At 50.4% G+C, this 22,788-nt stretch carries 23 protein-coding genes and 1 rRNA gene; 15 read left to right on the forward strand and 9 right to left on the reverse strand.

What is annotated here, in order from left to right:
• Positions 1-13 precede the first annotated feature (13 nt).
• Complete coding sequence (fadB, locus tag ABGI61_RS02870) at positions 14-2,167, reverse strand: fatty acid oxidation complex subunit alpha FadB (RefSeq protein ID WP_347596562.1); 2,154 nt, start codon at positions 2,165-2,167, stop codon at positions 14-16.
• A 189-nt stretch (positions 2,168-2,356) separates the two neighbouring features.
• On the opposite strand from fadB, the gene ABGI61_RS02875 reads away from it, so the two are divergent.
• From ABGI61_RS02875 to ABGI61_RS02885, 3 genes are read left to right on the forward strand one after another with little or no spacing between them, the layout of a single operon-like run.
• Entirely contained in the window at positions 2,357-4,270 is a 1,914-nt protein-coding gene (locus tag ABGI61_RS02875) for a transglycosylase SLT domain-containing protein (RefSeq protein WP_347596565.1), read from the forward strand.
• Between the two features lie 45 nt (positions 4,271-4,315).
• On the forward strand, positions 4,316-5,641 hold the full coding sequence (gene pepQ, locus ABGI61_RS02880; RefSeq protein ID WP_347596568.1) for a Xaa-Pro dipeptidase: 1,326 nt from the start codon (positions 4,316-4,318) through the stop codon (positions 5,639-5,641).
• Positions 5,642-5,659: 18 nt separating this feature from the next.
• Entirely contained in the window at positions 5,660-7,111 is a 1,452-nt protein-coding gene (locus ABGI61_RS02885) for a TrkH family potassium uptake protein (RefSeq protein WP_347596571.1), read from the forward strand.
• A 27-nt stretch (positions 7,112-7,138) separates the two neighbouring features.
• Here ABGI61_RS02885 and trkA read toward each other — a convergent pair whose 3' ends face one another.
• Genes trkA through def form a run of 4 tightly spaced genes read right to left on the reverse strand, consistent with a single transcriptional unit; the run spans position 7,139 to position 11,309 of the window.
• Positions 7,139-8,515 (reverse strand): Trk system potassium transporter TrkA, encoded by a 1,377-nt coding sequence (gene trkA, locus ABGI61_RS02890; protein WP_347596574.1) that lies wholly within the window; start codon positions 8,513-8,515, stop codon positions 7,139-7,141.
• Entirely contained in the window at positions 8,512-9,828 is a 1,317-nt protein-coding gene (rsmB, locus tag ABGI61_RS02895) for a 16S rRNA (cytosine(967)-C(5))-methyltransferase RsmB (RefSeq protein ID WP_347596577.1), read from the reverse strand. The genes trkA and rsmB overlap by 4 nt, the downstream gene beginning before the upstream one ends.
• Positions 9,825-10,781, reverse strand: a complete 957-nt coding sequence (fmt, locus tag ABGI61_RS02900) for a methionyl-tRNA formyltransferase (protein WP_347596580.1) — start codon at positions 10,779-10,781, stop codon at positions 9,825-9,827. The genes rsmB and fmt overlap by 4 nt, the downstream gene beginning before the upstream one ends.
• Positions 10,782-10,793: 12 nt before the next feature.
• Positions 10,794-11,309 (reverse strand): peptide deformylase, encoded by a 516-nt coding sequence (def, locus tag ABGI61_RS02905; RefSeq protein WP_347596583.1) that lies wholly within the window; start codon positions 11,307-11,309, stop codon positions 10,794-10,796.
• Between the two features lie 123 nt (positions 11,310-11,432).
• Here def and ABGI61_RS02910 point away from each other — a divergent pair, with 123 nt between their 5' ends.
• Genes ABGI61_RS02910 through ABGI61_RS02925 form a run of 4 tightly spaced genes read left to right on the forward strand, consistent with a single transcriptional unit; the run spans position 11,433 to position 14,695 of the window.
• Positions 11,433-12,542 carry a LysM peptidoglycan-binding domain-containing protein gene (locus ABGI61_RS02910; protein WP_347596586.1) on the forward strand — a complete coding sequence of 370 codons (1,110 nt, stop codon included), beginning with the start codon at positions 11,433-11,435 and terminating at the stop codon, positions 12,540-12,542.
• A gap of 27 nt (positions 12,543-12,569) precedes the next feature.
• Positions 12,570-13,661, forward strand: coding sequence for a DNA-processing protein DprA (dprA, locus tag ABGI61_RS02915; protein WP_347596589.1), 1,092 nt, complete (start codon positions 12,570-12,572; stop codon positions 13,659-13,661).
• 2 nt (positions 13,662-13,663) lie between these two features.
• Complete coding sequence (locus tag ABGI61_RS02920; RefSeq protein WP_347596592.1) at positions 13,664-14,137, forward strand: DUF494 family protein; 474 nt, start codon at positions 13,664-13,666, stop codon at positions 14,135-14,137.
• A 15-nt stretch (positions 14,138-14,152) separates the two neighbouring features.
• The gene (locus ABGI61_RS02925) at positions 14,153-14,695 is read left to right on the forward strand and encodes a DNA topoisomerase family protein (protein ID WP_347596595.1); all 543 of its coding nucleotides are present in this window, start codon (positions 14,153-14,155) and stop codon (positions 14,693-14,695) included.
• A 15-nt stretch (positions 14,696-14,710) separates the two neighbouring features.
• Here the strand turns inward: ABGI61_RS02925 and ABGI61_RS02930 are convergent, their stop codons facing one another.
• Positions 14,711-15,844 (reverse strand): 5-(carboxyamino)imidazole ribonucleotide synthase, encoded by a 1,134-nt coding sequence (locus ABGI61_RS02930; protein WP_347596598.1) that lies wholly within the window; start codon positions 15,842-15,844, stop codon positions 14,711-14,713.
• On the reverse strand, positions 15,841-16,332 hold the full coding sequence (purE, locus tag ABGI61_RS02935) for a 5-(carboxyamino)imidazole ribonucleotide mutase (RefSeq protein ID WP_347596601.1): 492 nt from the start codon (positions 16,330-16,332) through the stop codon (positions 15,841-15,843). Before purE ends, ABGI61_RS02930 begins: the two co-directional genes overlap by 4 nt.
• Positions 16,333-16,452: 120 nt before the next feature.
• Between purE and tsaC the strand changes: the two genes are divergently transcribed.
• The 5 genes from tsaC to ABGI61_RS02960 all read left to right on the forward strand — a co-directional run bounded on the left by tsaC (position 16,453) and on the right by ABGI61_RS02960 (position 19,848).
• Positions 16,453-17,007 carry an L-threonylcarbamoyladenylate synthase type 1 TsaC gene (tsaC, locus tag ABGI61_RS02940; protein WP_347596604.1) on the forward strand — a complete coding sequence of 185 codons (555 nt, stop codon included), beginning with the start codon at positions 16,453-16,455 and terminating at the stop codon, positions 17,005-17,007.
• A 1-nt stretch (position 17,008) separates the two neighbouring features.
• Positions 17,009-17,932 carry an oxygen-dependent coproporphyrinogen oxidase gene (gene hemF, locus ABGI61_RS02945; RefSeq protein ID WP_347596607.1) on the forward strand — a complete coding sequence of 308 codons (924 nt, stop codon included), beginning with the start codon at positions 17,009-17,011 and terminating at the stop codon, positions 17,930-17,932.
• Positions 17,933-18,006: 74 nt separating this feature from the next.
• Complete coding sequence (locus ABGI61_RS02950; protein WP_347596610.1) at positions 18,007-18,669, forward strand: RNA polymerase sigma factor; 663 nt, start codon at positions 18,007-18,009, stop codon at positions 18,667-18,669.
• Entirely contained in the window at positions 18,647-18,991 is a 345-nt protein-coding gene (locus tag ABGI61_RS02955) for a hypothetical protein (protein ID WP_347596613.1), read from the forward strand. Before ABGI61_RS02950 ends, ABGI61_RS02955 begins: the two co-directional genes overlap by 23 nt.
• Positions 18,988-19,848, forward strand: coding sequence for a PDZ domain-containing protein (locus ABGI61_RS02960; RefSeq protein ID WP_347596616.1), 861 nt, complete (start codon positions 18,988-18,990; stop codon positions 19,846-19,848). Before ABGI61_RS02955 ends, ABGI61_RS02960 begins: the two co-directional genes overlap by 4 nt.
• Positions 19,849-19,855: 7 nt before the next feature.
• Here ABGI61_RS02960 and ABGI61_RS02965 read toward each other — a convergent pair whose 3' ends face one another.
• Positions 19,856-20,278: a group II truncated hemoglobin gene (locus ABGI61_RS02965; protein ID WP_347596619.1), complete on the reverse strand. Its 423-nt coding sequence runs from the start codon at positions 20,276-20,278 to the stop codon at positions 19,856-19,858.
• Positions 20,279-20,307: 29 nt separating this feature from the next.
• Here ABGI61_RS02965 and aroE point away from each other — a divergent pair, with 29 nt between their 5' ends.
• Positions 20,308-21,126, forward strand: coding sequence for a shikimate dehydrogenase (gene aroE / locus ABGI61_RS02970; protein ID WP_347596622.1), 819 nt, complete (start codon positions 20,308-20,310; stop codon positions 21,124-21,126).
• Entirely contained in the window at positions 21,123-21,359 is a 237-nt protein-coding gene (locus tag ABGI61_RS02975) for a DUF1488 family protein (protein WP_347596625.1), read from the forward strand. Before aroE ends, ABGI61_RS02975 begins: the two co-directional genes overlap by 4 nt.
• Here ABGI61_RS02975 and ABGI61_RS02980 read toward each other — a convergent pair.
• Complete coding sequence (locus ABGI61_RS02980; protein ID WP_347596628.1) at positions 21,356-21,889, reverse strand: gamma carbonic anhydrase family protein; 534 nt, start codon at positions 21,887-21,889, stop codon at positions 21,356-21,358. The genes ABGI61_RS02975 and ABGI61_RS02980 overlap by 4 nt on opposite strands.
• A 533-nt stretch (positions 21,890-22,422) precedes the next feature.
• Between ABGI61_RS02980 and ABGI61_RS02985 the strand changes: the two genes are divergently transcribed.
• Positions 22,423-22,788, forward strand: a 16S ribosomal RNA gene (locus ABGI61_RS02985); the annotation flags it as partial.

Below are 22,788 nucleotides of genomic sequence, written 5' to 3' on the forward strand. Positions count from 1 at the left end.
TCTGCTCCTGCGCTTAAACCGGGAAAAAACATTCGCCATTGGCGGCCATGGCGCGTGTTTTGTCTGTCACCTGATATATTTCGCCTAAATGGGCGTATTTATCAGCCAAGGCAACAAAGTTAGCCAGGCCCAGGGTGTCGACATAACGCAGCGGGCCACCACGGAACGGAGGGAAGCCTAAACCGTAAATTAAGCCCATATCGGCTTCGGCGGCGCTGGCCACGATGCCTTCTTCCAGGCAGCGGATGGTTTCGTTAATCATTGGCACCATCACGCGGGCAATAATCTCATCAGCACTGAAGTCCTGCTTATCAGCAGCAATGCCGGCTAACAGGCTAAGTGCGGCCGGATCGATATCTTTTTTCGGCTTACCCTTGGCATCTTTACTGTAAGCATAGAAACCAACGCCGTTTTTCTGGCCATAACGGTCGGCTTTATACATTGCCGCAACCGGATCATTATCCAGCTTGGCCATACGGGTAGGAAAGCCGGCAGCCATTACGTCGGTACAGTGATACGCAGTATCTAAACCGACCACATCCAGCAGGTATGCCGGGCCCATTGGCCAGCCGAACTGCTTTTCCATTACCTTATCAACCTGGGCGAAATCAGCACCGTCTAGTACCAGCTTGCTAAAGCCGGCGAAGTAAGGGAATAGCACGCGGTTAACAAAGAAACCCGGGCAGTCGTTAACTACGATAGGTGATTTGCCCATCCTGGCTGCGTAAGCCACTACTGCAGCAACGGTTTCATCGCTGGTGTCTTTACCGCGGATAACCTCAACCAATGGCATGCGGTGTACCGGGTTAAAGAAGTGCATACCACAGAAGTTCTGTGGCCGGCTTAAATTCGCTGCCAGTGAATCGATAGAAATAGTCGAGGTGTTAGAGGTTAAAATCGCATCCTCGGCTATCAGGCCTTCCACTTCTTTTAATACCGCGCCTTTGACTTTCGGGTTTTCAACCACGGCTTCAACTACGATATCAACGCCTTTCACGGTGTCGTTGCTCAGCGTAGGCGTAATAGACGCAATAACCTTGGCCATGCCCACCGCATCCAGCTTTTTGCGCTCGACCTGCTTGGCCAAAAGCTTAGTGGCTTCGCCCATGCCCAGTTCAAGCGCTTTGTCGGCGATGTCTTTCATTACTACCGGTACGCCTTTAAGTGCAGACTGATAGGCAATACCACCGCCCATAATGCCCGCACCTAATACCGCGGCTTTATTAACGGCTTTGGTTGCTGTTTTTGCAGCTTTTTTCGCTTTGCCTTTGATCAGCTGGTCGTTTAAGAACAAACCAATTTGTGCTGTGGCGGCATCGGTTTTCGCCAGTTTGGCAAAGCCGGCATTTTCCAGCGCCATCGCGCCAGCGCGATCTAAACCGGCAGCCGCTTCAATGGTGCTTACCGCAACCATGGGTGCAGGGTAGTGTTTACCGGCTGTGGCAAACACCATGCCCTTGGCAGTAGAGAAGCTCATGGTGGCTTCGGTTTTATTCAGTTTAAGTGGTTGCAGTTTTACTGCGCGCTTTTTGCGCCAGTCCAGTTTGCCGGCGATGGCATCTTCCAGCATGCTCAGTGCGGCTGCTTCCAGTTTCTCTGGTGCCACTACGGCATCAATTAAACCAAATTTTTGCGCTTGCTCGGCGCTGTGATCTTTACCGGTCGTGATCCATTCCATGGCATTGTCTGCACCGATGATGCGCGGTAAGCGTACGGTACCGCCAAAGCCTGGCATTAAGCCCAGTTTTACTTCCGGCAGACCGATTTTTGCTGTGGTATCCGCTACACGATAATCTGTAGTCAGTGACCACTCACATCCGCCACCCAGCGCGAATCCTCTGATGGCGGCAATGGTAGGTACCGGCAAATCTTCAGCCAGGTCGAAAATATCAGAGGCTTGTTTTATCCATGGGATCAGTTCACTTTCCGGGCGCTGAAAGGTGCTTAAAAATTCAGTGATGTCGGCGCCAACAATAAAGGTATCTTTTTCACTACAAAAAATAACACCTTGCAAGGCCTTGTCGGCGTGCAGTTGCTCTAAAGCTGTCTTACAATCAGACAGGGTCTGCTGATCAAATTTGTTTACTGAGCCCTTGGCATTAAAAGCAAAGCGGGCGATACCAGGTTTCAGGTAAGCAACACTGATGTTGTCACTCTGGTAAATCATAACGGTGCTCCTTGGTCGCGTATGTTAGGGTTTTTCGCAACTGGTACGATGAGGTTGTCTTGCTCAGTGTGTCGCGGTTTCTTAAAAAATTCAACCGTTATTTAAACGCATGTTTGAATTGGTTGGCGACGTGCAGCAGTAACTATAGGTGTATTTTACTTTTTTAGTGATGTTATTGAGGTTATCGCAGTGAAACAATGGGTTTTAATGTTGAGTAACCTGCTCCTGGTGCCGCTGGCAACGGCATCGGTGTCTTCCGAGGCAGCGTTACGTAATGAATTTTTACAGGCTGAACGCCAGATTGGCAGCCTGAAGTATGAACAGGCACAAAAGCTGCTAGAAAAATTTGCCGATTATCCGTTGCAGCCCTACCTGCAACAGCGGCGGCTACAGCAGTTTTTAACGGCCGATGAGCGTATTGCCGGCTTTTTACAGCAATACGAAAAAACGCCGATGGACTGGCCGCTGCGTAAACCCTGGTTGCTTGATTTGGCCCGGCGGCAACAGGCGGCTACCTTTTTGGCGAATTATCCTGGCTCAAGCGATGCGGAACTGGAGTGCCTGGCGCTGCGCTTTAAGCTGGCCGCAAAAGATGCCGATAGCAGCAAGCTCTGGCCACAGGTGAGTCAGCTTTGGGTGGTGGGTAAATCGCAGCCCAAGGCTTGTGACCCGCTGTTTAGTGCCTGGCGTAAAGCTGGACAGCAAACGCCCGAAAGAGTGTGGCAGCGTATTCGTTTGGCAGCCGAAGGGGGGGATGCCAGTTTAATTCCCTATTTAAAAACCCAGTTACCTGCCGACCAGCAGTACCTAGCCGATATGTATCAGCAAACCCGGCGCAATCCGGCGGTGATTGCTGGTAGCAGGTTTTTCCCACTGAAAAAAGTGCAGGAACGTGATGTGCTGGCCTATGGCCTGAAACGGCTAATTTGGCGCAGCCCCAAACAGGCACTGGCTGTGTGGCAGAAATTTGTTAATGACCCTTATTTTACCACCGCGCAGCGACTGGATGTGCAGCGTCAGTTTGCCATCGCCCTGGCCAGTAAAGGCGAGGCTGAAGCGGATAATTGGCTTAGTACATTGCCGGCAGAACTGCTGGACCAAACGCTGGCGCACTGGCAGGTAAGTCATGCATTGGCACAATTAGACTGGCCCAGAGTGCAGCAGGTAATACAGGCCTTTCCGGCCGAGTTGCAGCAAGACAACAGCTGGCGCTATTGGCTGGCCCGTGCCTATGAGCAGCAGGGTATGACAGATAAAGCGCAGCCGCTGTTTCAGCAGTTGGCGCTACAGCGCCACTTTTATGGGTTTATGGCTGCCGCTAAGTTAGGCCTGCCGCCCAGCCTGGCGCATGCGCCGGTAAAGGTGTCAGAGCAGGAGCTGGCCAGCTTAAAGCAGCACCCGGCGGTTTTACGGGCGCAGGAATGGTTGGCACTGGGGCGGTTAACCGAGGCGCGGCGCGAGTGGAACCACTTGCAAAATACCTCGGATGAACAGCAAAAGCTGGTCTCGGCCAAGCTGGCGCACCAATTACAGTGGTACGAGCGGGCTATTTTTTCACTGGCCGATGTCGGCTACTGGGATGATGTTGAATTGCGTTTCCCGCTGGCGTTTCAGGAAGAAATTGGTCAGTTTGCCGCCAAAGCTGAGATCGACAAGGGTTGGGCCATGGCGATAGCCCGGCGCGAAAGCTCTTTTATGGCGGATGCCGCCTCGCCGGTAGGTGCGCGGGGTTTAATGCAGCTAATGCCGGCTACCGCCCGGCAAATTGCGAAAAAACCGGTACAACTGACCCAGCTGTATCACCCGGCCACCAATATTGATTACGGCACTGATTATTTGAATTATTTACGCAAGCGTAATGATGGCAATTTGCTGATGGCCACTGCGGCTTATAATGCGGGCTATAGCCGGGTAAAGCAGTGGATCCCGAAAGATTATGCCGTGCCGGCCGATGTCTGGGTAGAAACCATTCCGTACCGCGAAACCCGTGAATATGTTAAAGCGGTAATGGCGTATTATCAGATTTACAATATCCGTTTAAATACGCCCACCGACGTATTCAAGCCGCTGACCACGATGCAGATTGGGGTGGTGGTAGATTAATGCTATGATGCCAGCCAGATTTTTCAGCCAACAGGTCAGACACTTATGACAGCTTCTTATCAAAGCCTGTATCAGGCCCATATTGCCGAATTACAATTGCGTACCCGCCGTTTACTGCAGCGGGAGAATCTGGACGGCCTGGTAATCCATTCCGGCCAGACCCAGCGCAAGTTTCTCGATGACATGGACTACCCGTTTAAAGCCAACCCGCTGTTTAAAGCCTGGCTACCGGTAGTGGATAACCCGCATTGTTGGCTGCTGCTCGATGGCGTAAATAAGCCCAAGCTGATTTTCTACCGGCCGAAAGATTTCTGGCACAAAGTGCCGGACGAGCCGCATGATTACTGGGCAGAGCACTTTGATATTCAGCTGCTGGATAAAGCCAATAAAGTAGAAACCTTGCTGCCGTATGACAAAGCCCGGCTGGCCTATTTAGGTGAGCATATCGAAGTGGCGCGTGCGCTGGGATTTACCGAGATTAACCCTGAGCCGGTGCTGAACTTTATTCACTTTTACCGTGCTTATAAAACACCTTACGAGCAGGCGTGCTTGCGTATTGCCAACCAAATGGCGGTGGCCGGCCACACTGCGGCGAAGGCGGCGTTTTACGCAGGGGGCAGCGAGTTTGATATTCAGCTGGCGTATTTAGCCGCAGTGCGTCAAACCGAAAACGAAGTGCCTTACGGCAACATTATTGCATTAAACCAAAACTGCGCCATTTTGCATTACACCGCGCTGGAGCGTAAGGTGCCTAAGCAGCACCACTCCTTTTTAATTGACGCCGGCGCCGAGTTTAATGGTTATGCCGCCGACATTACCCGTACCTATAGCTTTGATACCAGTAATGAATTTGCCAGTTTGATCAGTGCCGTTAATGAAGTGGAATTAGAGCTGGCCGGCGCGCTGAAGCCGGGGCTGAAATACGGCGAGCTGCACGTGAAATGCCATCAGCGTATTGCCGAAATTCTGCAGCGCTTTGACTTTGTCCGTTTATCGCCAGAGGCCATCGTAGAAAGCCAGATCAGCCGTACCTTCTTCCCCCATGGGCTCGGTCATCATTTAGGCTTGCAGGTGCATGATGTTGGCGGCTTTATGGCTGACGAACGTGGCACCCACGTGGCGCCACCAGAAAATCATCCGTATTTGCGTTGTACCCGCACCATTGAAGCCAATATGGTGTTTACCATTGAGCCGGGCTTGTACTTTATCGACAGCCTGCTGGCCGATCTGGCCGCTACCGAGTTTGATAAGTACATTAATTGGCAGAAAGTGGATGCGTTCCGTCAGTACGGCGGCATCCGTATTGAAGATGATGTGATAGTGCATCAGGACCGCAACGAAAATATGACCCGTGATCTAAAACTGGCATAAGCGCAGGGAGCGCGGGGCATGCAATACCGTTCGATAATCCGTATTTTGGGCCTGCTGGTGGCTATTTTCAGCATCAGCATGGTGCCACCAGCCTTTGTTGCTTACTGGTATCAGGACGGCGCCGGTGTGCCCTTTATGTTGTCTTTTGTGCTGTGCTTGTTTATCGGCTTTTTAATTTGGTACCCCAACCGGCAATATAAAGCCGAACTAAAAGTGCGGGACGGCTTTTTAATCGTGGTGCTGTTTTGGACCGTGCTGGGGGCGGTGGGTGCCATTCCGTTTATGCTGGCCAGCAACCCGCACTTAAATCTGGCCAGTGCGATGTTTGAAGCCTTTTCCGGCCTTACCACCACCGGCGCGACGGTGCTGACCGGCATCGAATTTTTGCCCAAAGCCATTTTGTACTACCGCCAGCAGCTGCAGTGGCTAGGCGGTATGGGGATCATCGTATTGGCGGTAGCTATACTGCCGATGCTTGGTGTTGGTGGTATGCAGTTGTATCGTGCCGAGACGCCCGGGCCGGTAAAAGACAACAAGATGACGCCGCGTATTGCCGATACCGCCAAACACTTGTGGTATATCTATCTGGCATTAACCTTGGCCTGTGCGTTGGCGTTTGCCCTGGCTGGCATGAGTTGGTTTGATGCCATTTGCCATGCGTTTTCTACCGTGGCCATCGGCGGTTTTTCTACCTATGATGCCAGCATTGGCCATTTTAACAGCCCGTTGATTAACGCCATTTGCGTGATTTTTTTGCTGCTAAGTGCCATTAACTTCCCGCTGCACTTCGCCGCCATTCGCGGTAAAAGCGTGAGCACTTACTTTCGCGACCCTGAGTTTAAAGCCTTTTTAGCGATTCAGTTTGCACTGATTTTTATCTGTTTTGCTGTGCTGTTGCACACCAACGTCTACAGCACCACGGCAGATGCGCTGAATCATGCGGCCTTTCAGGCGGTGTCTATTTCTACCACGGCAGGCTTTGCCACCGATGGTTTTGCTGCTTGGCCGTTGTTTTTACCTATTCTGCTGATCTTTTCCAGCTTTATTGGTGGCTGTGCCGGTTCTACCGGTGGCGGCATGAAAGTGGTGCGGGTATTACTGTTGTTTTTACAGGGCATACGTGAGCTTAACCGGCTTATTCATCCGCGTGCTGTGTATGCCATTAAACTGGGGCGCCGGCCGGTTGCCGATAGAATAGTTGAAGCGGTTTGGGGCTTTTTTGCCGCCTATGCACTGGTGTTTGTGGTGATAATGCTGCTGCTGATTTTAACCGGGCTGGATAATATTACGGCCTTTACCGCCACTGCTGCCTGTTTAAATAACCTGGGGCCGGGCTTGGGCGAGGTGGCAGCGAACTTTGGTAGTATTCCAGATGCCAGTAAATGGTTGTTGGTGATAGCCATGGTATTCGGCCGTTTAGAGATTTTTACGCTATTGGTGCTATTTACACCGGCATTCTGGAAAGATTAACCCACTGCAACCAGTGGGTTAGCCCGTTTAGATAAAGATCGCGCTGACCTGAAACAGTTTTTCCACTTCAACGATATGCTTTTTGTCGACCATAAACAAAATGACGTGGTCGTCGGTTTCAATCACGGTGCTGTCGTGGGCAATGAGGACTTCTTCGCCACGCACTATGGCGCCAATGGTGGTGCCCGGCGGCAATTTCAACTCACCAATGGCTTTACCTACCACTTTGCTGGTGCTGGCATCACCACGGGCTACCGCCTCGATAGCCTCTGCTGCGCCACGACGTAATGAATAGACATTGACGATGTCACCACGGCGGATGTGGGTTAGCAGGGCCGAAATCGTCGCTTGCTGTGGTGAGACTGCGATGTCCACTTCGCCGCCTTGTAACAGGTCGACGTAGGCGCCGCGTTTAATCAGCACCATGGTCTTTTGTGCGCCCATTCGCTTGGCGAGCATGGCCGACATAATATTAGCTTCATCGTCGTTGGTGACGGCGATAAACACATCGACCTGTTCAATGTTTTCTTCTTCTAACAGCTCAGGATCGGACGCATCGCCAACATACACCACGGTATTATCCAGCGCACTGGATAAAAACTCGGCCCGCTCTTTACCGCGCTCGATCAGCTTAACGTTGTGCGTTTTTTCCAGCGCCCGCGCCAGGCCAAAACCGACATTACCACCACCGGCAATCATAATGCGCCGGTAGCTGCGCTCCAGTTTTTGCAGCTCGCTCATCACGGCGCGGATATGCTTGGTGGCCGCAACAAAAAACACCTCGTCGTCGGCTTCGATAATCGTGGTGCCAAGCGGTTTAATGGCATGGCCGCGACGGTAAATAGCCGCAACCCGGGTTTCGATATTGGGCATATGCTCTTTCAACGCGGATAGCGCATGGCCCACCAGTAAACCACCGTAATAGGCTTTAACGGCGACTAAGCTGACTTTACCACCGGCAAATTCCACCACCTGCAAGGCACCGGGGTAGTCAATTAAACGGCGGATATAGTTGGTGACCAGGGCCTCTGGCGCAATAAAGTGGTCTACCGGCATATCATCTTTATGAAACAGCTGATCGCGGTACTTCAGATATTGATTGGTACGAATACGGGCAATTTTCAGCGGTGTGTTAAAAATACTGTAGGCTACCTGACAAGCAACGATATTCACTTCATCACTGTTAGTTACGGCAATTACCATGTCGGCATCTTCAGCGCCGGCTTTTTTTAAAATATCCGGGTGTGAGCCGTGGCCGTGCACGACCTGTAAATCGAAGCGGTCTTGCAGTGCGCGTAGCTTATCAACGTTACTGTCTACCACAGTGATATCGTTTTGTTCGCCAACCAGGTTTTCTGCCAGCGTAGCACCTACCTGGCCAGCGCCTAAGATAATAATCTTCATGCTGTCTCACCCCGTATTGGCTGCTTAATCAGCCGGGCGTAATAAAAGCCGTCCATATCCTGCTCACCCGGTAACAACTGCCAACCGATAGTGTCGGCGTTTTGCTGAGGTAATGGGTCTAAACGTGCATCGGCGTTGTGCTGCAAAAAATGGCTTATTTGCGCGCTGTTTTCATCCGGCAACACGCTGCAGGTGGCGTAAAGCAGCACGCCACCCGGGGCCAGCAAACGCCAGCACTGCTGCAGGATTTCTTGTTGCAGCTGACACAGCGGCGCTATATCGGCGTTCTTCCTCAGCCAGCGAATGTCGGGGTGACGACGAATCACGCCCGTCGCCGAGCAGGGCACGTCCAGCAAAATACGGTCAAATAACTGGCCTTGCCACCAGCTGTTGGGCTGCGCAGCATCTGCCGCTATCACCTTGGCGGTTAAACCAAGTCGGGTTAAATTTTCTTCCACCCGGGTTAGCCGTTTTGCATCTTTATCCAGTGCCGTGAGGTTTGCTTCAGGTGCCAACTCCAGAATATGACAGCTTTTGCCGCCGGGCGCGCAGCAGGCATCTAAAATGTGCTGGCTATCATCAACCTGCAACAGCGTCGCTGCGTACTGGGCAGCCGCATCCTGCACCGAAAACCAGCCTTGTGCATAACCTGGCAGTGTGGTGACATCCTGCGCCTGCGCCAGTTTTATTGCCTGGGGTAACTCGGCTATCGGCCGGCTATACTCTATGCCTGCGCGGGTGAGTGCTGCCGCGTAGTCGGTTCGGTCAATGCGTTGGCTATTGACCCTCAACCAAAGCGGCGCTTTTTGTTGGTTGGCCCCAAGTATTTGTTGCCACTGCTGCGGGTAGGCTTGTCGTAAACGGTTTATCAGCCAGCCGGGGTGGTTATATTTCACCGCATCGGCAGCAGTATCAAACTGAAATAACTCCGGCTGACGCTGCACGCTGCGCAGCACGGCATTAATCAGCTTAGTCAGTGACTGGCCTTTAAGCGCGCGGGCGGCGTCTACGGTTTCACTGATCGCAGCGTGGTCGGGGATACGCATAAACTTAAGCTGGTAAATACCGACATATAGCAAAAACTGCAGCGGCCGCAGTTGCTTAACCAGAGGTTTTGTCATCAGCTGACTGCAGACGGCTTCTAACTGCGGCAATTGGCGCATCACGCCAAAACAGATTTCCTGCAGCAGGGCTTTATCTAAAGGGTTAGCCAGTTGCGCCTGAGCCTTGGGTAACACCTCAGACAGCGACATGCCCTGATCGACCACATCAAAACAGCTGCGCGCAGCCAGTACCCGCACATTATTGCTCATGGCGTGCAGCTCAGTTGCTGGCCCGGTTTTAACCAATCTGTGCGGCCATTCAAAAAGTCTGCCGCTGCCATCGGCTTTTTGCCGGGCGGTTGTAACTGGGTAATCACAAAAATGCCGTTAGTACAGGCTATGGCGATACCGCTTTTATCGGCCGACAATACGGTGCCGGCTACTTTGCCGCTTTGGCTGCTCAGGCTATGCGCCTGCCAGACTTTGATATTGCCTTGGGGCAGGTTTAGATAACTGACTGGCCAGGGATTGAAGGCGCGTACTTCGCGGGCCAGCGCAGCGGCGTCTTTACTGAAATTCAGTAATGCTTCGTCTTTGTGCAGTTTTTCGGCATAAGTCGCCAGTTGGTTGTCTTGGGCGGTCGCGGTTTGCTGTAGTTGTGGCAGCTGTGCCAGTGCGTCTAACAGGGCTTGGGGGCCAAGCTGCGCTAATTTATCGTACAGGGATGTGCTGGTGTCATCGTCACTGATATTGCAACTGACGGTGCTTAGCATTGCACCGGTATCAAGGCCTGCGTCCATTTGCATAATGGTAATGCCTGTTTCGCTATCACCCGCCCAAATTGCGCGCTGTATTGGTGCAGCACCACGCCAGCGTGGTAGCAAGGAGCCGTGCACGTTAATGCAGCCTAATTTAGGGGTGTCGAGTACCACTTGCGGCAAGATCAGGCCATAGGCGACGACGATCATCAAATCAGCATGTAAACCGGCCAGCTCAGCCTGAGCGGCGGGCTTTTTCAATGACTTTGGTTGATACACCGGCAACTGGTGTTTCAGCGCCAGTTGCTTAACGGCACTGGATTGCAGCTGTTGACCGCGACCGGCAGGGCGATCGGGTTGGGTATAAACGGCGACCACCTGATGGTTGGCGTCGAGCAGGGCTTGTAAATGCCTGGCGGCAAAATCCGGTGTACCGGCAAAAATAATACGTAAAGGAGAGGTCACGGTGTTTCCTGCTTACAGCGCGTGGCGCTGCGCCATCTTGGCTTCTTTTTCCAGCTTTTTACGGATCCGGTCACGTTTCAGCGGTGACAAATAATCGATAAACAGTTTGCCCACTAAATGATCCAACTCGTGTTGCAGACATATGGCCAACAAACCATCGGCTTTAAGCTCAAAAGGATTGCCGTTTTTGTCCAGCGCTTTTACCGTAATTTCAGCTGCACGCTCTACTTTGGCATAGCTTTGCGGAACAGATAAACAGCCTTCTTCGTAACTGGTGTCGCCGCTGCGGTTGGTAATTTCCGGGTTAATAAACACCATAGGTTCATTACGATCTTCAGACACATCGATCACAACGACACGTTGATGCACGTTGACCTGGGTGGCCGCTAACCCTATGCCATTTTCGGCATACATGGTGTCCAGCATGTCGGCGACGAGTTGCTTAATTTCAGCGTTAACACTGTCAACGGGTTTGGCGACTGTGCGCAATCTTTCATCGGGATAATGTAAAACGTGTAAAACGGCCATAACACCTACAAAAATATGCTTTGTTTCAAAGGTTGTGGTATGTTTTAATTTTAGCCATTAATCCGCTGTATTAACAGCTTAGTGTGCAATAATTACAACAAGATCGAGCTCAAGGATGCAGGCATGCTGAAAAAAATTGCAACTGTCGTCACTCTGTTAGTTATGAGTGGCTTTTTTAACGTAGTAGCGGATGTGTTAAAAATTCGCGACGATGCTCCTGCGAGCTATGTAGTGAAAAAGGGCGATACCTTATGGGATATCTCTGCCCTGTATCTGAACGAGCCTTGGTTATGGCCACAGCTATGGCAGATGAACCCACAGGTGGATAACCCGCACTTAATTTTTCCAGGTGATACCTTAACGCTTACATTCGATGCGCAGGGCCGGCCCCGGTTAAGCGTGAATGAAAACGTTAAGCGCTTGTCGCCAACTGCCCGGAAAACCATGAAAGGCGGTGATGCCATTAGTACTTTGCCGCTGAGTATGATTAGGCATTATCTGACCTTTGAGCAGGCATTAAGTGACGAGCAAATAGCCGCACTGCCGTATATTCTCGGCTCCAATGCAAATGTGAAAAACTCGGTTAGCGACCATATCATCTATGCCAAAGGCGTACTGGAAGCTGGTGCGTCTTACGGTGTCTATCGGAAAGGCAAGCCTTATATCAACACTGAAGATGGTGAAGTATTAGGGTATGAAACCAGCCTTATCGCCACTGCACGTGCATTCAGGCCTGGACGCGAAGCGACGGAAGAGACACCCACTGAAGCGGCCTCATTAAATGTGCTGAGCGTAAAACGCGAAATCAAACAGGGCGATCGGTTGATGCCAGCGCTGGAAGGTCAGGCCTTGCCCGCGTTTTTTATCATGCAGAAGCCTGAATTTGATATCAGCGGCACCATTATTGATACCACGTCTAATTTGCGCGAATTTTCTAAATGGGACATCGTAGTATTAAACCGTGGCAGTTTGAATGAGCTAAAAGCGGGCCATATGCTGGGTATTTATCGCAACTCACCTACTGTAATCGACGGTAAAAATGGCCCGGTATATGTTGAAGATGCCAATAAATTGCAAAAGGCATTTAAAAACTTTGGCGATAACAGTATTACGCTGCCTCGGGAAAAAGTGGGCGAGTTAATGGTATTTAAAGTGGCTGAGCGTTTAAGTTTCGGCATTGTCACTAAAACACAACAACCTATCCGGGTGGGCGATACGATAGCCAACCTGTAACATTCTGCATAATGGAGCCAGTTTGCCATGGAAGACCTTCGCAACTGGCTCGCTTTAGCCACTGTGCATGGCCAGGATGGCCTGAAGTTCCAACGTCTGAGCGAGCATATCTGTTTAGCTGAGCTGGTAAAGTTGCCGGCCAGTACCTTGAAAAATATTGGCTTTACGGAGCGGCAGGCATTCTTGCTAACCCAGGAAGCCACCCCAAAAGTAGAAAAAGCAATACGCTGGCTGGCGCAAAGCGACCAGCATCATGTTATCACTTACCAGGATCCGCGTTACCCGCCGCTGTTAAAGCAAACGAAGCAGCCGCCTTTAGTGTTGTTTGTCAAAGGCGATCCAATGATCTTATCGCAGCAACAGTTAGCCATGGTTGGCAGCCGCACGCCTACACCAACCGGGCGCAAGGTGGCACAAAGTTTTGCTGCTGAGCTATCGCAGCAAGGCTATGTGATCACCAGTGGTATGGCGCGTGGCATTGACAGTGAAAGTCATAAAGGTGCCTTAGGTGCTGGTGGGTTAACGGTTGCCGTGCTGGGGCACGGGTTAGAGCATGTTTATCCAACATCAAATAAAACCTTGGCAGAGCAAATAACTCGGCAGGGTGCACTGGTGTCAGAATATTTTCCTGATGTACAACCGCGGGCGGAATGGTTTCCGCAACGTAACCGGATTGTAGTTGGTCTAAGTATTGGCACCATAGTGGTGGAGGCTGGGCTTAAAAGTGGCACACTGATCAGTGCTAATTTAGCCGCAGAATACAGCCGGGATGTATTCGCCGTGCCAGGTTCTATCTTCAGCCCGCAATCGTCGGGGTGCCACCAACTTATTCAGCAAGGCGCTAAACTGGTGACCAATGTGGCCGATATATTGGAAGAATGGCACTTTTTTACTAAAAGTTGTCTGAAAGGTGAGGCAGAGGCAGAAAAAAGTCAGCAATCAGACTTGTTTGCCGGCCAGTTGTTGGCTAACGTAGGAGATGAAGTTACCGCAGTTGATGTTATTGCTCAGCGCGCCGGGATGGCGATTGCCGATGCAAATATAGCGCTGCTACAGCTGGAGTTAGCTGGTGAAGTAGCGGCAGTTCCTGGTGGCTACATAAAAGTGAGGAGTGCCTGAGTATGTTTGATATCCTCGTTTATCTGTTCGAAAACTATATTCACAACGAAGCCGACATTTACGTTAATCATGCTGACCTTACCAAGGAGTTAAGTCGGGCAGGTTTTCATGACGACGATATCTTTAAAGCGCTCAAATGGCTCGACAACCTGTCTGCGCTGCAGGAAAGTCACGTTAAGCCGTATTTATCCAAAGGCATTTCCAACGCCACCCGCATCTACAGCTTGCCAGAGCAAACCAAGCTGGATGTAGAGTGTCGCGGTTTTCTGCTGTTTTTAGAGCAGATCAACGTGCTGGATGCGGTAACCCGCGAGATGGTTATTGACCGGGTAATGGACCTGGACAGCAGCAGTATGAGTCTGGAAGACCTGAAATGGGTGGTGTTGATGGTGTTGTTTAATGTGCCTGGGCATGAAAACGCTTACGCCCAGATGGAAGATTTAATTTTTGATGAACCTGAAGGGCCGCTGCATTAAGCGGCCTTCAACCTTATGAGTGACCATTCTGCATTATTTTCGCTGCCACATCAGCAGCAGCTTTGCCCTTTATGTCAGCAGCCTCTGGTGATGAAGTCGTCCAAAAGCGGGCCTTTTCTTGGTTGCAGTGCTTATCCGGCTTGCCACTATACAAAAGCGTTACATCAGCATGAAACCACGATAATCAAAGTGTTAGATACTGAGCTTTGCCCGCAGTGCCACCACCCGCTGGCAGTGAAAAATGGTCGTTACGGCATGTTTATCGGCTGTACGCACTATCCCGAGTGTCACTTCGTGGTGCATGAACAGGATGAGCAGCCAGAAGCGGAAAAGCTGGCCTGTCCAAAATGTAAACAGGGACAGCTGATTGAGCGGGTAAACAAGTTTGGCAAACATTTCTGGGGCTGTGATAACTACCCGAAATGTAAGTTTTTACTCAATGACAAGCCGGTTACCGGACACTGTGTAACTTGCCACTTTGGTCTGCTGGTTGAGAAAAAAGGTCAGCTATTTTGTGCGGATAAAGGCTGCGGCGTGAGGCACCCGGCGCCAGAGTAGCGCCGGATAGCCGTGTTAGTGTAGCCGGGCTGCCATTTTTTCCAGCTCAGGAAAGGCTTGCTCTGGTAGCAAACTAATTAGCTGCTCAAAGCGAGCTTTTAGTTCAGCATTGGTCGCGCCAGATAAATTGATATGGCCCATTTTCCGACCAGCGCGCTTGGTTTTACCGTACCAATGCAGATGCAAGCCCGGTATTGCCAGAATGCTCTTTGGCACCGTGTCTTCACCAAGAATGTTAACCATCAGGCTGGGGCGTACCAGCGCTGTACTGCCCAGCGGTAAGCCGCAAACGGCGCGTAAGTGCTGCTCAAACTGACAAACATCGGCACCTTGCTGCGTCCAGTGTCCGGAGTTATGCACCCTCGGTGCTATTTCATTTACCAGTAGCTCGCCATTTACGTCAAAAAACTCAATTGCCAATACACCGACATAATTTAGCTGATTAGCAACGGCGGTAAACATGTTTTGCGCTTGTTGTTGTAGTTGCTCATTACCGGCCACCGCCAGCGAGACGCTAAGTACACCGTTTACATGATGGTTTTCGGTGAGTGGAAACACCTGTACATCACCATTAGCACGGCGGGCGCCAATTAATGAGACTTCGCGCTGAAATGGAATAAACTGTTCAGCGACAATGCTTTGCTTGTTGTCAGCTTGTAAAAAAGCACCGATTTCTTGCCATAAGCTGGCGGTATCTTCGGCTTTTTTCAGTCGCCACTGGCCTTTACCGTCATACCCAGCCAGAGCACTTTTAAACACTAGTGGCAGACCAAGCTGGCTGATGGCCTGATGAAAATCCTGCTCGGTATTTACAATGCGATACGCAGCTGAGCGTACACCCGCATTATCCAGTAATTGCTTTTCCAGCCGGCGATCACCACCGGCTTTAATTGCCGTTTCGCCGGGTAAAAATTTACCGCTTTGCTGGCACTGCGCCAGTATCGGTAATGGTATATGTTCAAACTCTGCTGTTACAACATCAGCGTCAGCAATTGCATTATCCAAACCTTTACCCAGTGGCTGCTGGGTTAATGGGTGTACGATATTATCGCTATTTACATCATAAGCACTGATGCTGATATTAAGCGGTGCACCGGCCAGCGCCATCATGCGGGCTAATTGGCCGGCACCAAGCACTAATACCTTCATGACTGCACCTGTGATGGATCAGGTTGGCTTAATACCATATCAGTCTGTGCTTGGCGAAAGGCATCAATCTTGGTCATTAGCTCCGGGCTATGGGTTGCCAGAATTTGCGCCGCTAACAGGCCGGCATTGGCAGCACCGGCATCACCGATGGCTAAGGTACCCACTGCCACACCTTTGGGCATTTGTACGATCGATAACAGCGAGTCCAGCCCTTTTAACGCTTTAGATTGCACTGGCACACCAAGTACCGGCAGGCTGGTGAACGCTGCGGCCATGCCCGGTAAATGGGCAGCGCCGCCGGCGCCGGCAATAATGACTTTAAGGCCCCTGCTGGCGGCTGTGCTGGCATAATCGGCCAGTAACTGTGGTGTGCGGTGTGCGGAAACAACTTTGGTTTCATAGGCAATACCGAATTTATCCAGCATATCAGCGGCGTGCTTCATAGTAGGCCAGTCAGACGTCGAGCCCATGATAATGCCAACTTGCATCTATTGTTTCCTTATCTACGAGATGAACTAAGCGCGTGAAGGCGCTATTATAGCCAGTTGCAGCGCTGAAGAAAATTTTAACTGCGTTTTTCCTGTGTTTAACCAAGGTGGCGGGCCATTATGTCTTTGTATTACGCTGTTATTGACGCGCTAATTGCTGGTGGCGTTATTGCTTACCCTACCGAAGCGGTATATGGCCTGGGCTGCGATCCGGATAACGAAGCCGCAGTGCTGGCGCTGCTGGCGATAAAACAGCGGCCGGTAGAAAAGGGCCTTATCCTGGTGGCAGCCAATTATTCGCAGCTGATGCCCTATGTTGATGACAAAGCGATACCGCAGGAAAAACGTTATCAGATCTTTTCCAGCTGGCCCGGCCACGTCAGCTGGGTGCTGCCAGCCAGCCAAACGGCACCTAAGTGGATAACCGGGCAATTTGATAGCATAGCCGTGCGGGTGAGTGCGCACCCGGTGGTGCAGCAACTCTGTTTAACCTATGGCAAGCCTTTGGTATCGACCAGCGCCAATTTATCCGGCCAGCCCGGCATTACCAATAAAACCGAGCTTGAACAAAGCTTAGGTACTATGCTGGCGGCTATCGTGCCAGGCGCCTTGGGTGGTGCCACTCAGCCCAGCCAAATTCGTAACGCCCTGACCGGTGATATTGTAAGGAGTTAAAGTGACAACGAACCAACCGCAGCAGCATCTGGCCGCCGTGCAGCAGTTTTTGCAGCAATTGCAGGATGATATTTGTGAAGCATTGCAGCGCGCTGATGGTAAAGCGCAGTTTGTCGAAGATGCCTGGCAGCGACCTGAGGGTGGCGGTGGCAAAAGCCGTGTACTGACCGGTGGAGAGGTATTTGAACAAGCCGGCGTCAATTACTCCCATGTGTTTGGCGCCAATATGCCGGCTTCAGCCACGGCACATCGGCCAGAGCTGGCTGGCCGCAGTTTTAATGCATGCGGTGTGTCGTTAGTGATACACCCCAATAACCCGTATTTACCCACTACCCATGCTAATGTGCGCTTTTTTATTGCCGAAAAAGCCGGCGAGCCAGCTGTGTGGTGGTTTGGCGGTGGTTTTGACTTAACGCCTTATTACCCGTTTGAAGAAGATGTTATCCATTGGCACCAGACCGCTAAAGCGGCGGTAGATCCTTTTGGTGAGCAATATTATCCGGCGTATAAAAAGTGGTGTGATGAATATTTTTACCTGAAACATCGTGGCGAAACCCGCGGTGTTGGCGGGCTTTTTTTTGATGATTTAAACCAACCTGGTTTTGAACAGAGCTTTGCATTAATGCGGGCTGTCGGTGAGGCTTTTGTTCCGGCGTATTTGCCGATAGTTGAAAAACGCAAAGATACAGCATTTGGTGAGCGCGAGCGGCAATTCCAGTTATACCGCCGTGGCCGCTATGTTGAATTCAATCTGGTGTATGACAGAGGCACCTTGTTTGGCTTGCAAAGTGGTGGTCGCACTGAATCCATTTTGATGTCGATGCCACCTTTGGTGCGATGGCAGTATGGCTACCAGCCAGAAGCGGGTAGTGCAGAAGCAAAGCTATACGACCGTTACCTGAAGCCACAGGACTGGCTCAAATGAAACCACTGATTATTGTTGTCGCTGTTTGGCATTAATGCTTTTAATACAATCCTGTAAAGGCCCGGCAAGTTAAATTGCCGGGTTTTTTCTTTGTAACTGCTGAAAATAAGAGTCACATTTTTCATAGTCGCACCGTCTTGTTATTAAACAGGAGAAAAAATGCATTGAGTGGGTTTAGTAAAAAAACAGCGGATGATGTTGTAGCGCTTGCCCAGCGGGGTGATGTGGCGGCATTTAAAAAGCTTTATCAGGAATATGGGAATGCTGTTCTTCGATTAACCTGCGGAATTCTTGGTTCGGTCGAGGATGGTAAAGATCTTACCCAAGACATTTTTATTAAAGTGTTTAATAAATTACCTGAGCTAAAACAAGCGGAAGCATTTGCTGGCTGGTTAAAACAGCTCAGTATCAGAATGGCAATTGATCAGTTAAGACAACGACAGCATTGGCTAACGGACGATGTGCTGGAGTCGTTTGAGGCTGAACCAGACTGGTTACAAATGACAACAGCGCTTGCCAATTATGGAGAAGATATTACTAATCTGCTGCAAGGCTTGACCGAAACAGAGCGCGCTATGGTGTGGCTACATGTGGTAGAGGGTTACCAGCATACAGAGCTGGCCACCTTGCTGGATTGTTCTGCAAGTGCGGTTCGACAACGTTACCGGCGGGCTATGGTAAAACTCAAAACAACTTTAGGTGAGTCGGCACAAAATGAACAACGAACAGCAATTTAAACAACAGCTTGCCGAGCGTCTGATGAACAGCAATACGGCTCAAGCAGATAACGCAATGTGGCTGAAGATTGAGTCAGAGCTGACTACGCAGCCCTCTCGCATGAAAAACTATTGGCTGATTGCTGCAAGCATCGTTGCGTTAATGGCTATTGGCATGCAGTTGCCATTCATCGAGAGGGAACAGACTGTGAAGCTTTCATCGGAGCTATATCAGCTCGATGTCGAGTTGCAACAGGCAATTATCGATGGCATTCGCTATGACGCACTATTACAACAACGCCAAGATATAGAACACAACCAAACGGGAAGGTACCAACTATGAAAAATCGCTTTTTAGTTTTGCTATCACTATTTGTGCCTATGCTCTCAGCTGAAGAAGTTGATATTGAGAAGCAAGTCGAGTTGGTGCATGAAGTCCGTAAAGCACTTATGACCGCACAGATTGAGCCTCAGGGCTATCTGACTATTGAAGAGCCAGCCCGCAGTTTTTATCACTTCGGCGCAGTGTTAGATAAATCTTTTACAGTTGTTGCTGTAACTCCGGGCTCTGATGCACAATTAGCCGGTGTAAAGACGGGTGACAGCTTAATATCAGTTAATAATCAGACGTTTAACAATGCTGAAATCGCCCAGGTACTGGCTTATATGAATGACCTGCAGGATGGCGATGTCATATCTGTGCAAGTAAGGCGTGGCGCAGATGAAATGACATTTAGTAGCAAAGTGAAGCGCCAGACACTGCCGGCCTGGCGTTTACAACTAAACCCAGATAGTGCACAAGCTGCTGCTGATGTTACTACCACTGATTGTGGTTATGTGTCAGTGTTCTTGAGCCCACCGCTTAGTCTACACCGACATGCGTTAGGTATTAACGAAATTAAAGCCATCAATTTTAAAGGCGGCTTGTTTTTCCGCTCACAAGAGCAGGTTTTAAAAGTGCCGACCGGCGAAATAGAACTTACAGTTCAGGAGCTTATAAGCCCTGATGCGATAAAGCGTTATCGCAGTGACCTGCAACGGCGTAAAAGCAATGCTACGAAAACGTTCACGCTGAAAGTAGAGCCGAACACGGTTTATCATTTAGCAGCTGAATATTTCGCAAATAAAAGCGAACGTCAGGACAAAGATGAATATTGGCAGCCGATAGTCTGGAAAACATCAGCCCGCAGTTGCCAGTAGTCATGATTCAGCAGTTAATCATATGGCTCGCCAGTTGGCCTATCGACTGGCGAATACCTTCACGCAGCGTTCTGTTTTCAACTACTTCATCTAGCGCCTGGTCCATACAAAACATCCACTGATCGCGTAGCTTTTCGTCTACCGGAAACGGCAAATGCCGGGCGCGCAGGCGAGGGTGGCCATATTGTTGTTCAAACAATGGCGGACCGCCCAGCCAGCCAGATAAAAACTGAAAAAATTTCTGTCGTATGGTATCCAGTGGCAGTGGGTGAATGGCATACAGCTCAGCGGCTTGCGGTGCCGTCTCCATAATATCGTAAAAGCGGTTGGCCAATCGAAACACTGCTGCTTCACCACCCATCATGTCATAGGGCGTTTGTTGCGGTGTTGGGTGCGCCTTGCTATTTGCGCCGGTTTTATTAACAATCATCTGCACTAATTTCTTTATAGGCATGTTCTGTGGATCGCTATGCTGTATTCGGTAACCCGATAAACCATTCAAAGTCACCGGTCATTCATCGGCAGTTTGCTGCAGAACTTGGTGAGCAACTGCAATACGACGCCATTTTAGCACCGCTGGATGGCTTTGCCGACTGTTGGCAACAGTTTGTTGCTGCCGGCGGCAAAGGCGGTAACGTGACTGTGCCATTTAAAGAACAAGCTTATCAGTTAGCGGATGTGTTATCTGCGCGAGCCAAATACGCCGGTGCCGTGAATACCCTTTATATAGATAGCGCAGGCCGGCTTTGCGGTGACAACACCGACGGCATTGGTCTGGTGGCTGATCTACAACGCTTAGGTGTTAATTTGCAGGGCATAACGGTATTACTACTTGGCGCGGGTGGAGCCAGCCGTGGCGCTATTGGCCCCTTACTCGAAGCAGGTGTGGCAAAGCTGGTATTGGCCAACCGTACTGTGAGCAAAGCCCAAGCGATAGCAAAGAATTTTGACCAAAAGGTGACAGCCTGTGGCTATGATGACATTCCCAGTCAGCCTTATCAGTTAGTAATTAATGCTACCTCTTCCGGTTTAAGCGGTGAGCGCCCTGACATTGAAGCCTGGCACCTAGAGCACTGCCAACTTGCGTATGACATGTTATATGGCGCAGAGCCAACGCTGTTTTTGCAGTGGGCGCAGCAACAAGGTGTGCCACAGCAAGCCGATGGTTTAGGAATGTTGGTTGCGCAGGCGGCAGAAGCTTTCTATCTCTGGCGCGGCAAACGACCCGATGTAACGCCGGTGCTGGCATTATTACAACAGCAGTTACAAGCGGCATGAACCAACAGCTGATCTTTAATAATGACTTTGCCCTTGATGCAACCAGACAAGCCGTTAGCTTTAGTTGTCTGGTCGGTGGGCTAAAAGTGTGCTGCTTTATTCCAGTCCCAGCACAGTTGCAGCCCGACACGTTTTTGCAGCAGGTGCGCTCTGAAGCATTTAACTGGGAGGATGCTACTGAGCAAGCGATAGCGGACGACGCTTATAATACAGCAGGTGAGATCTGGCTTTAAGCTTCTGCCAGATACTCGTTTTTCAATATGACATAGTTCGCGGCCGACTCTGCTAAAAAGGTTTTTTCAGAATCATTCAGAGGCCTGGCTTGTTTTGCCGGGCTGCCAACGTATAGATAGCCGCTTTGCAGCCGCTTACCTGGCGGTACTAAGCTACCTGCGCCGATAATCACCTCGTCTTCTACTATAACGTCATCCATTACGATAGCGCCCATGCCCACCAGAATGCGATTACCCAGCGTGCAGCCGTGCAGCATTACTTTGTGGCCAACGGTAACGTCTTCACCTATTACCAAAGGTGAGCCTTCAGGCTTACCTTTGCTGGGACGGGATAAATGCAGCACCGAACCATCCTGTATATTAGTGCGGGCACCAATGCGGATGGTGTTAACATCACCGCGGGCAGCTACCAAAGGCCAAATACTAACATCTTCTGCTATTTCTATATCGCCAACCAGCACACTGGATTCATCTACATAAACCCCATTTGCCAGTTTCGGCATTACACCTTTATAAGCTCGTATCGTCATAATGTCCTCCAATGCTGAGTTATTATGCAGTAAATGTACTAAAAAAGCGCGTTTCGGCCAATTTTTCTGCGAACGATCACAAAAACACAGGTTTTCACACTTAACCGCTTGCACGTGTTTTAAAACGCCCTATAATGCGCGCCATGCCACGGGGCGCTGCGGTTTGGGTGCTTCGGGTGAGTTAAGTTAGGTTGCAAAAATCTTTTAAAAAGACGCTTGACAGCCTGGTTTAAATCACTAAAATGGCGCCCTCGCTTCACGGTGGTGGTAAACGCGGTGAAATGAGATAAAAAGTCGGGTGTGATGAGTGTTTTAGTAAATAGAATTCTCCTCACGCTTGACTTAAAAACTGGGAAGTGTAACATACGCCTCCCGCTTCAAAGTGAAGCACGCTCTTTAACAATTCGCAATCAATCATCTGAGTGGGCACTTACGATAGATTTTGGCAACGAAATTAAATCGGTTGAGTGGCTATTACAGATAATGTTTTAAGTCAGTAAGACTGAGTTGCCCTAGTGGCAGCAAACACTTTTTAATTGAAGAGTTTGATCATGGCTCAGATTGAACGCTGGCGGCAGGCCTAACACATGCAAGTCGAGCGGGAACTTCGGTTCTAGCGGCGGACGGGTGAGTAATGTATAGGGAGCTGCCCGACAGAGGGGGATACCAGTTGGAAACGACTGTTAATACCGCATAATGTCTACGGACCAAAGTATGGGACCTTCGGGCCATATGCTGTCGGATGCACCTATATGGGATTAGCTAGTTGGTGGGGTAACGGCTCACCAAGGCGACGATCCCTAGCTGGTTTGAGAGGATGATCAGCCACACTGGAACTGAGACACGGTCCAGACTCCTACGGGAGGCAGCAGTGGGGAATATTGGACAATGGGCGCAAG

The sequence above is a fragment of the Rheinheimera fenheensis genome (genome assembly GCF_039871805.1).
Lineage (GTDB): Bacteria > Pseudomonadota > Gammaproteobacteria > Enterobacterales > Alteromonadaceae > Alishewanella > Alishewanella fenheensis.

What these genes read in the sequence shown, in the direction of transcription:
- fadB (WP_347596562.1), bottom strand. Translation starts at nt 2,167, where the DNA reads ATGATTTACCAGAGTGACAACATCAGTGTTGCTTACCTGAAACCTGGT.
- pepQ (WP_347596568.1), top strand. Translation starts at nt 4,316, where the DNA reads ATGACAGCTTCTTATCAAAGCCTGTATCAGGCCCATATTGCCGAATTA.
- ABGI61_RS02885 (WP_347596571.1), top strand. Translation starts at nt 5,660, where the DNA reads ATGCAATACCGTTCGATAATCCGTATTTTGGGCCTGCTGGTGGCTATT.
- trkA (WP_347596574.1), bottom strand. Translation starts at nt 8,515, where the DNA reads ATGAAGATTATTATCTTAGGCGCTGGCCAGGTAGGTGCTACGCTGGCA.
- rsmB (WP_347596577.1), bottom strand. Translation starts at nt 9,828, where the DNA reads ATGAGCAATAATGTGCGGGTACTGGCTGCGCGCAGCTGTTTTGATGTG.
- def (WP_347596583.1), bottom strand. Translation starts at nt 11,309, where the DNA reads ATGGCCGTTTTACACGTTTTACATTATCCCGATGAAAGATTGCGCACA.
- ABGI61_RS02910 (WP_347596586.1), top strand. Translation starts at nt 11,433, where the DNA reads ATGCTGAAAAAAATTGCAACTGTCGTCACTCTGTTAGTTATGAGTGGC.
- dprA (WP_347596589.1), top strand. Translation starts at nt 12,570, where the DNA reads ATGGAAGACCTTCGCAACTGGCTCGCTTTAGCCACTGTGCATGGCCAG.
- ABGI61_RS02920 (WP_347596592.1), top strand. Translation starts at nt 13,664, where the DNA reads ATGTTTGATATCCTCGTTTATCTGTTCGAAAACTATATTCACAACGAA.
- ABGI61_RS02925 (WP_347596595.1), top strand. Translation starts at nt 14,153, where the DNA reads ATGAGTGACCATTCTGCATTATTTTCGCTGCCACATCAGCAGCAGCTT.
- ABGI61_RS02930 (WP_347596598.1), bottom strand. Translation starts at nt 15,844, where the DNA reads ATGAAGGTATTAGTGCTTGGTGCCGGCCAATTAGCCCGCATGATGGCG.
- purE (WP_347596601.1), bottom strand. Translation starts at nt 16,332, where the DNA reads ATGCAAGTTGGCATTATCATGGGCTCGACGTCTGACTGGCCTACTATG.
- tsaC (WP_347596604.1), top strand. Translation starts at nt 16,453, where the DNA reads ATGTCTTTGTATTACGCTGTTATTGACGCGCTAATTGCTGGTGGCGTT.
- ABGI61_RS02955 (WP_347596613.1), top strand. Translation starts at nt 18,647, where the DNA reads ATGAACAACGAACAGCAATTTAAACAACAGCTTGCCGAGCGTCTGATG.
- ABGI61_RS02960 (WP_347596616.1), top strand. Translation starts at nt 18,988, where the DNA reads ATGAAAAATCGCTTTTTAGTTTTGCTATCACTATTTGTGCCTATGCTC.
- ABGI61_RS02965 (WP_347596619.1), bottom strand. Translation starts at nt 20,278, where the DNA reads ATGATTGTTAATAAAACCGGCGCAAATAGCAAGGCGCACCCAACACCG.
- ABGI61_RS02975 (WP_347596625.1), top strand. Translation starts at nt 21,123, where the DNA reads ATGAACCAACAGCTGATCTTTAATAATGACTTTGCCCTTGATGCAACC.
- ABGI61_RS02980 (WP_347596628.1), bottom strand. Translation starts at nt 21,889, where the DNA reads ATGACGATACGAGCTTATAAAGGTGTAATGCCGAAACTGGCAAATGGG.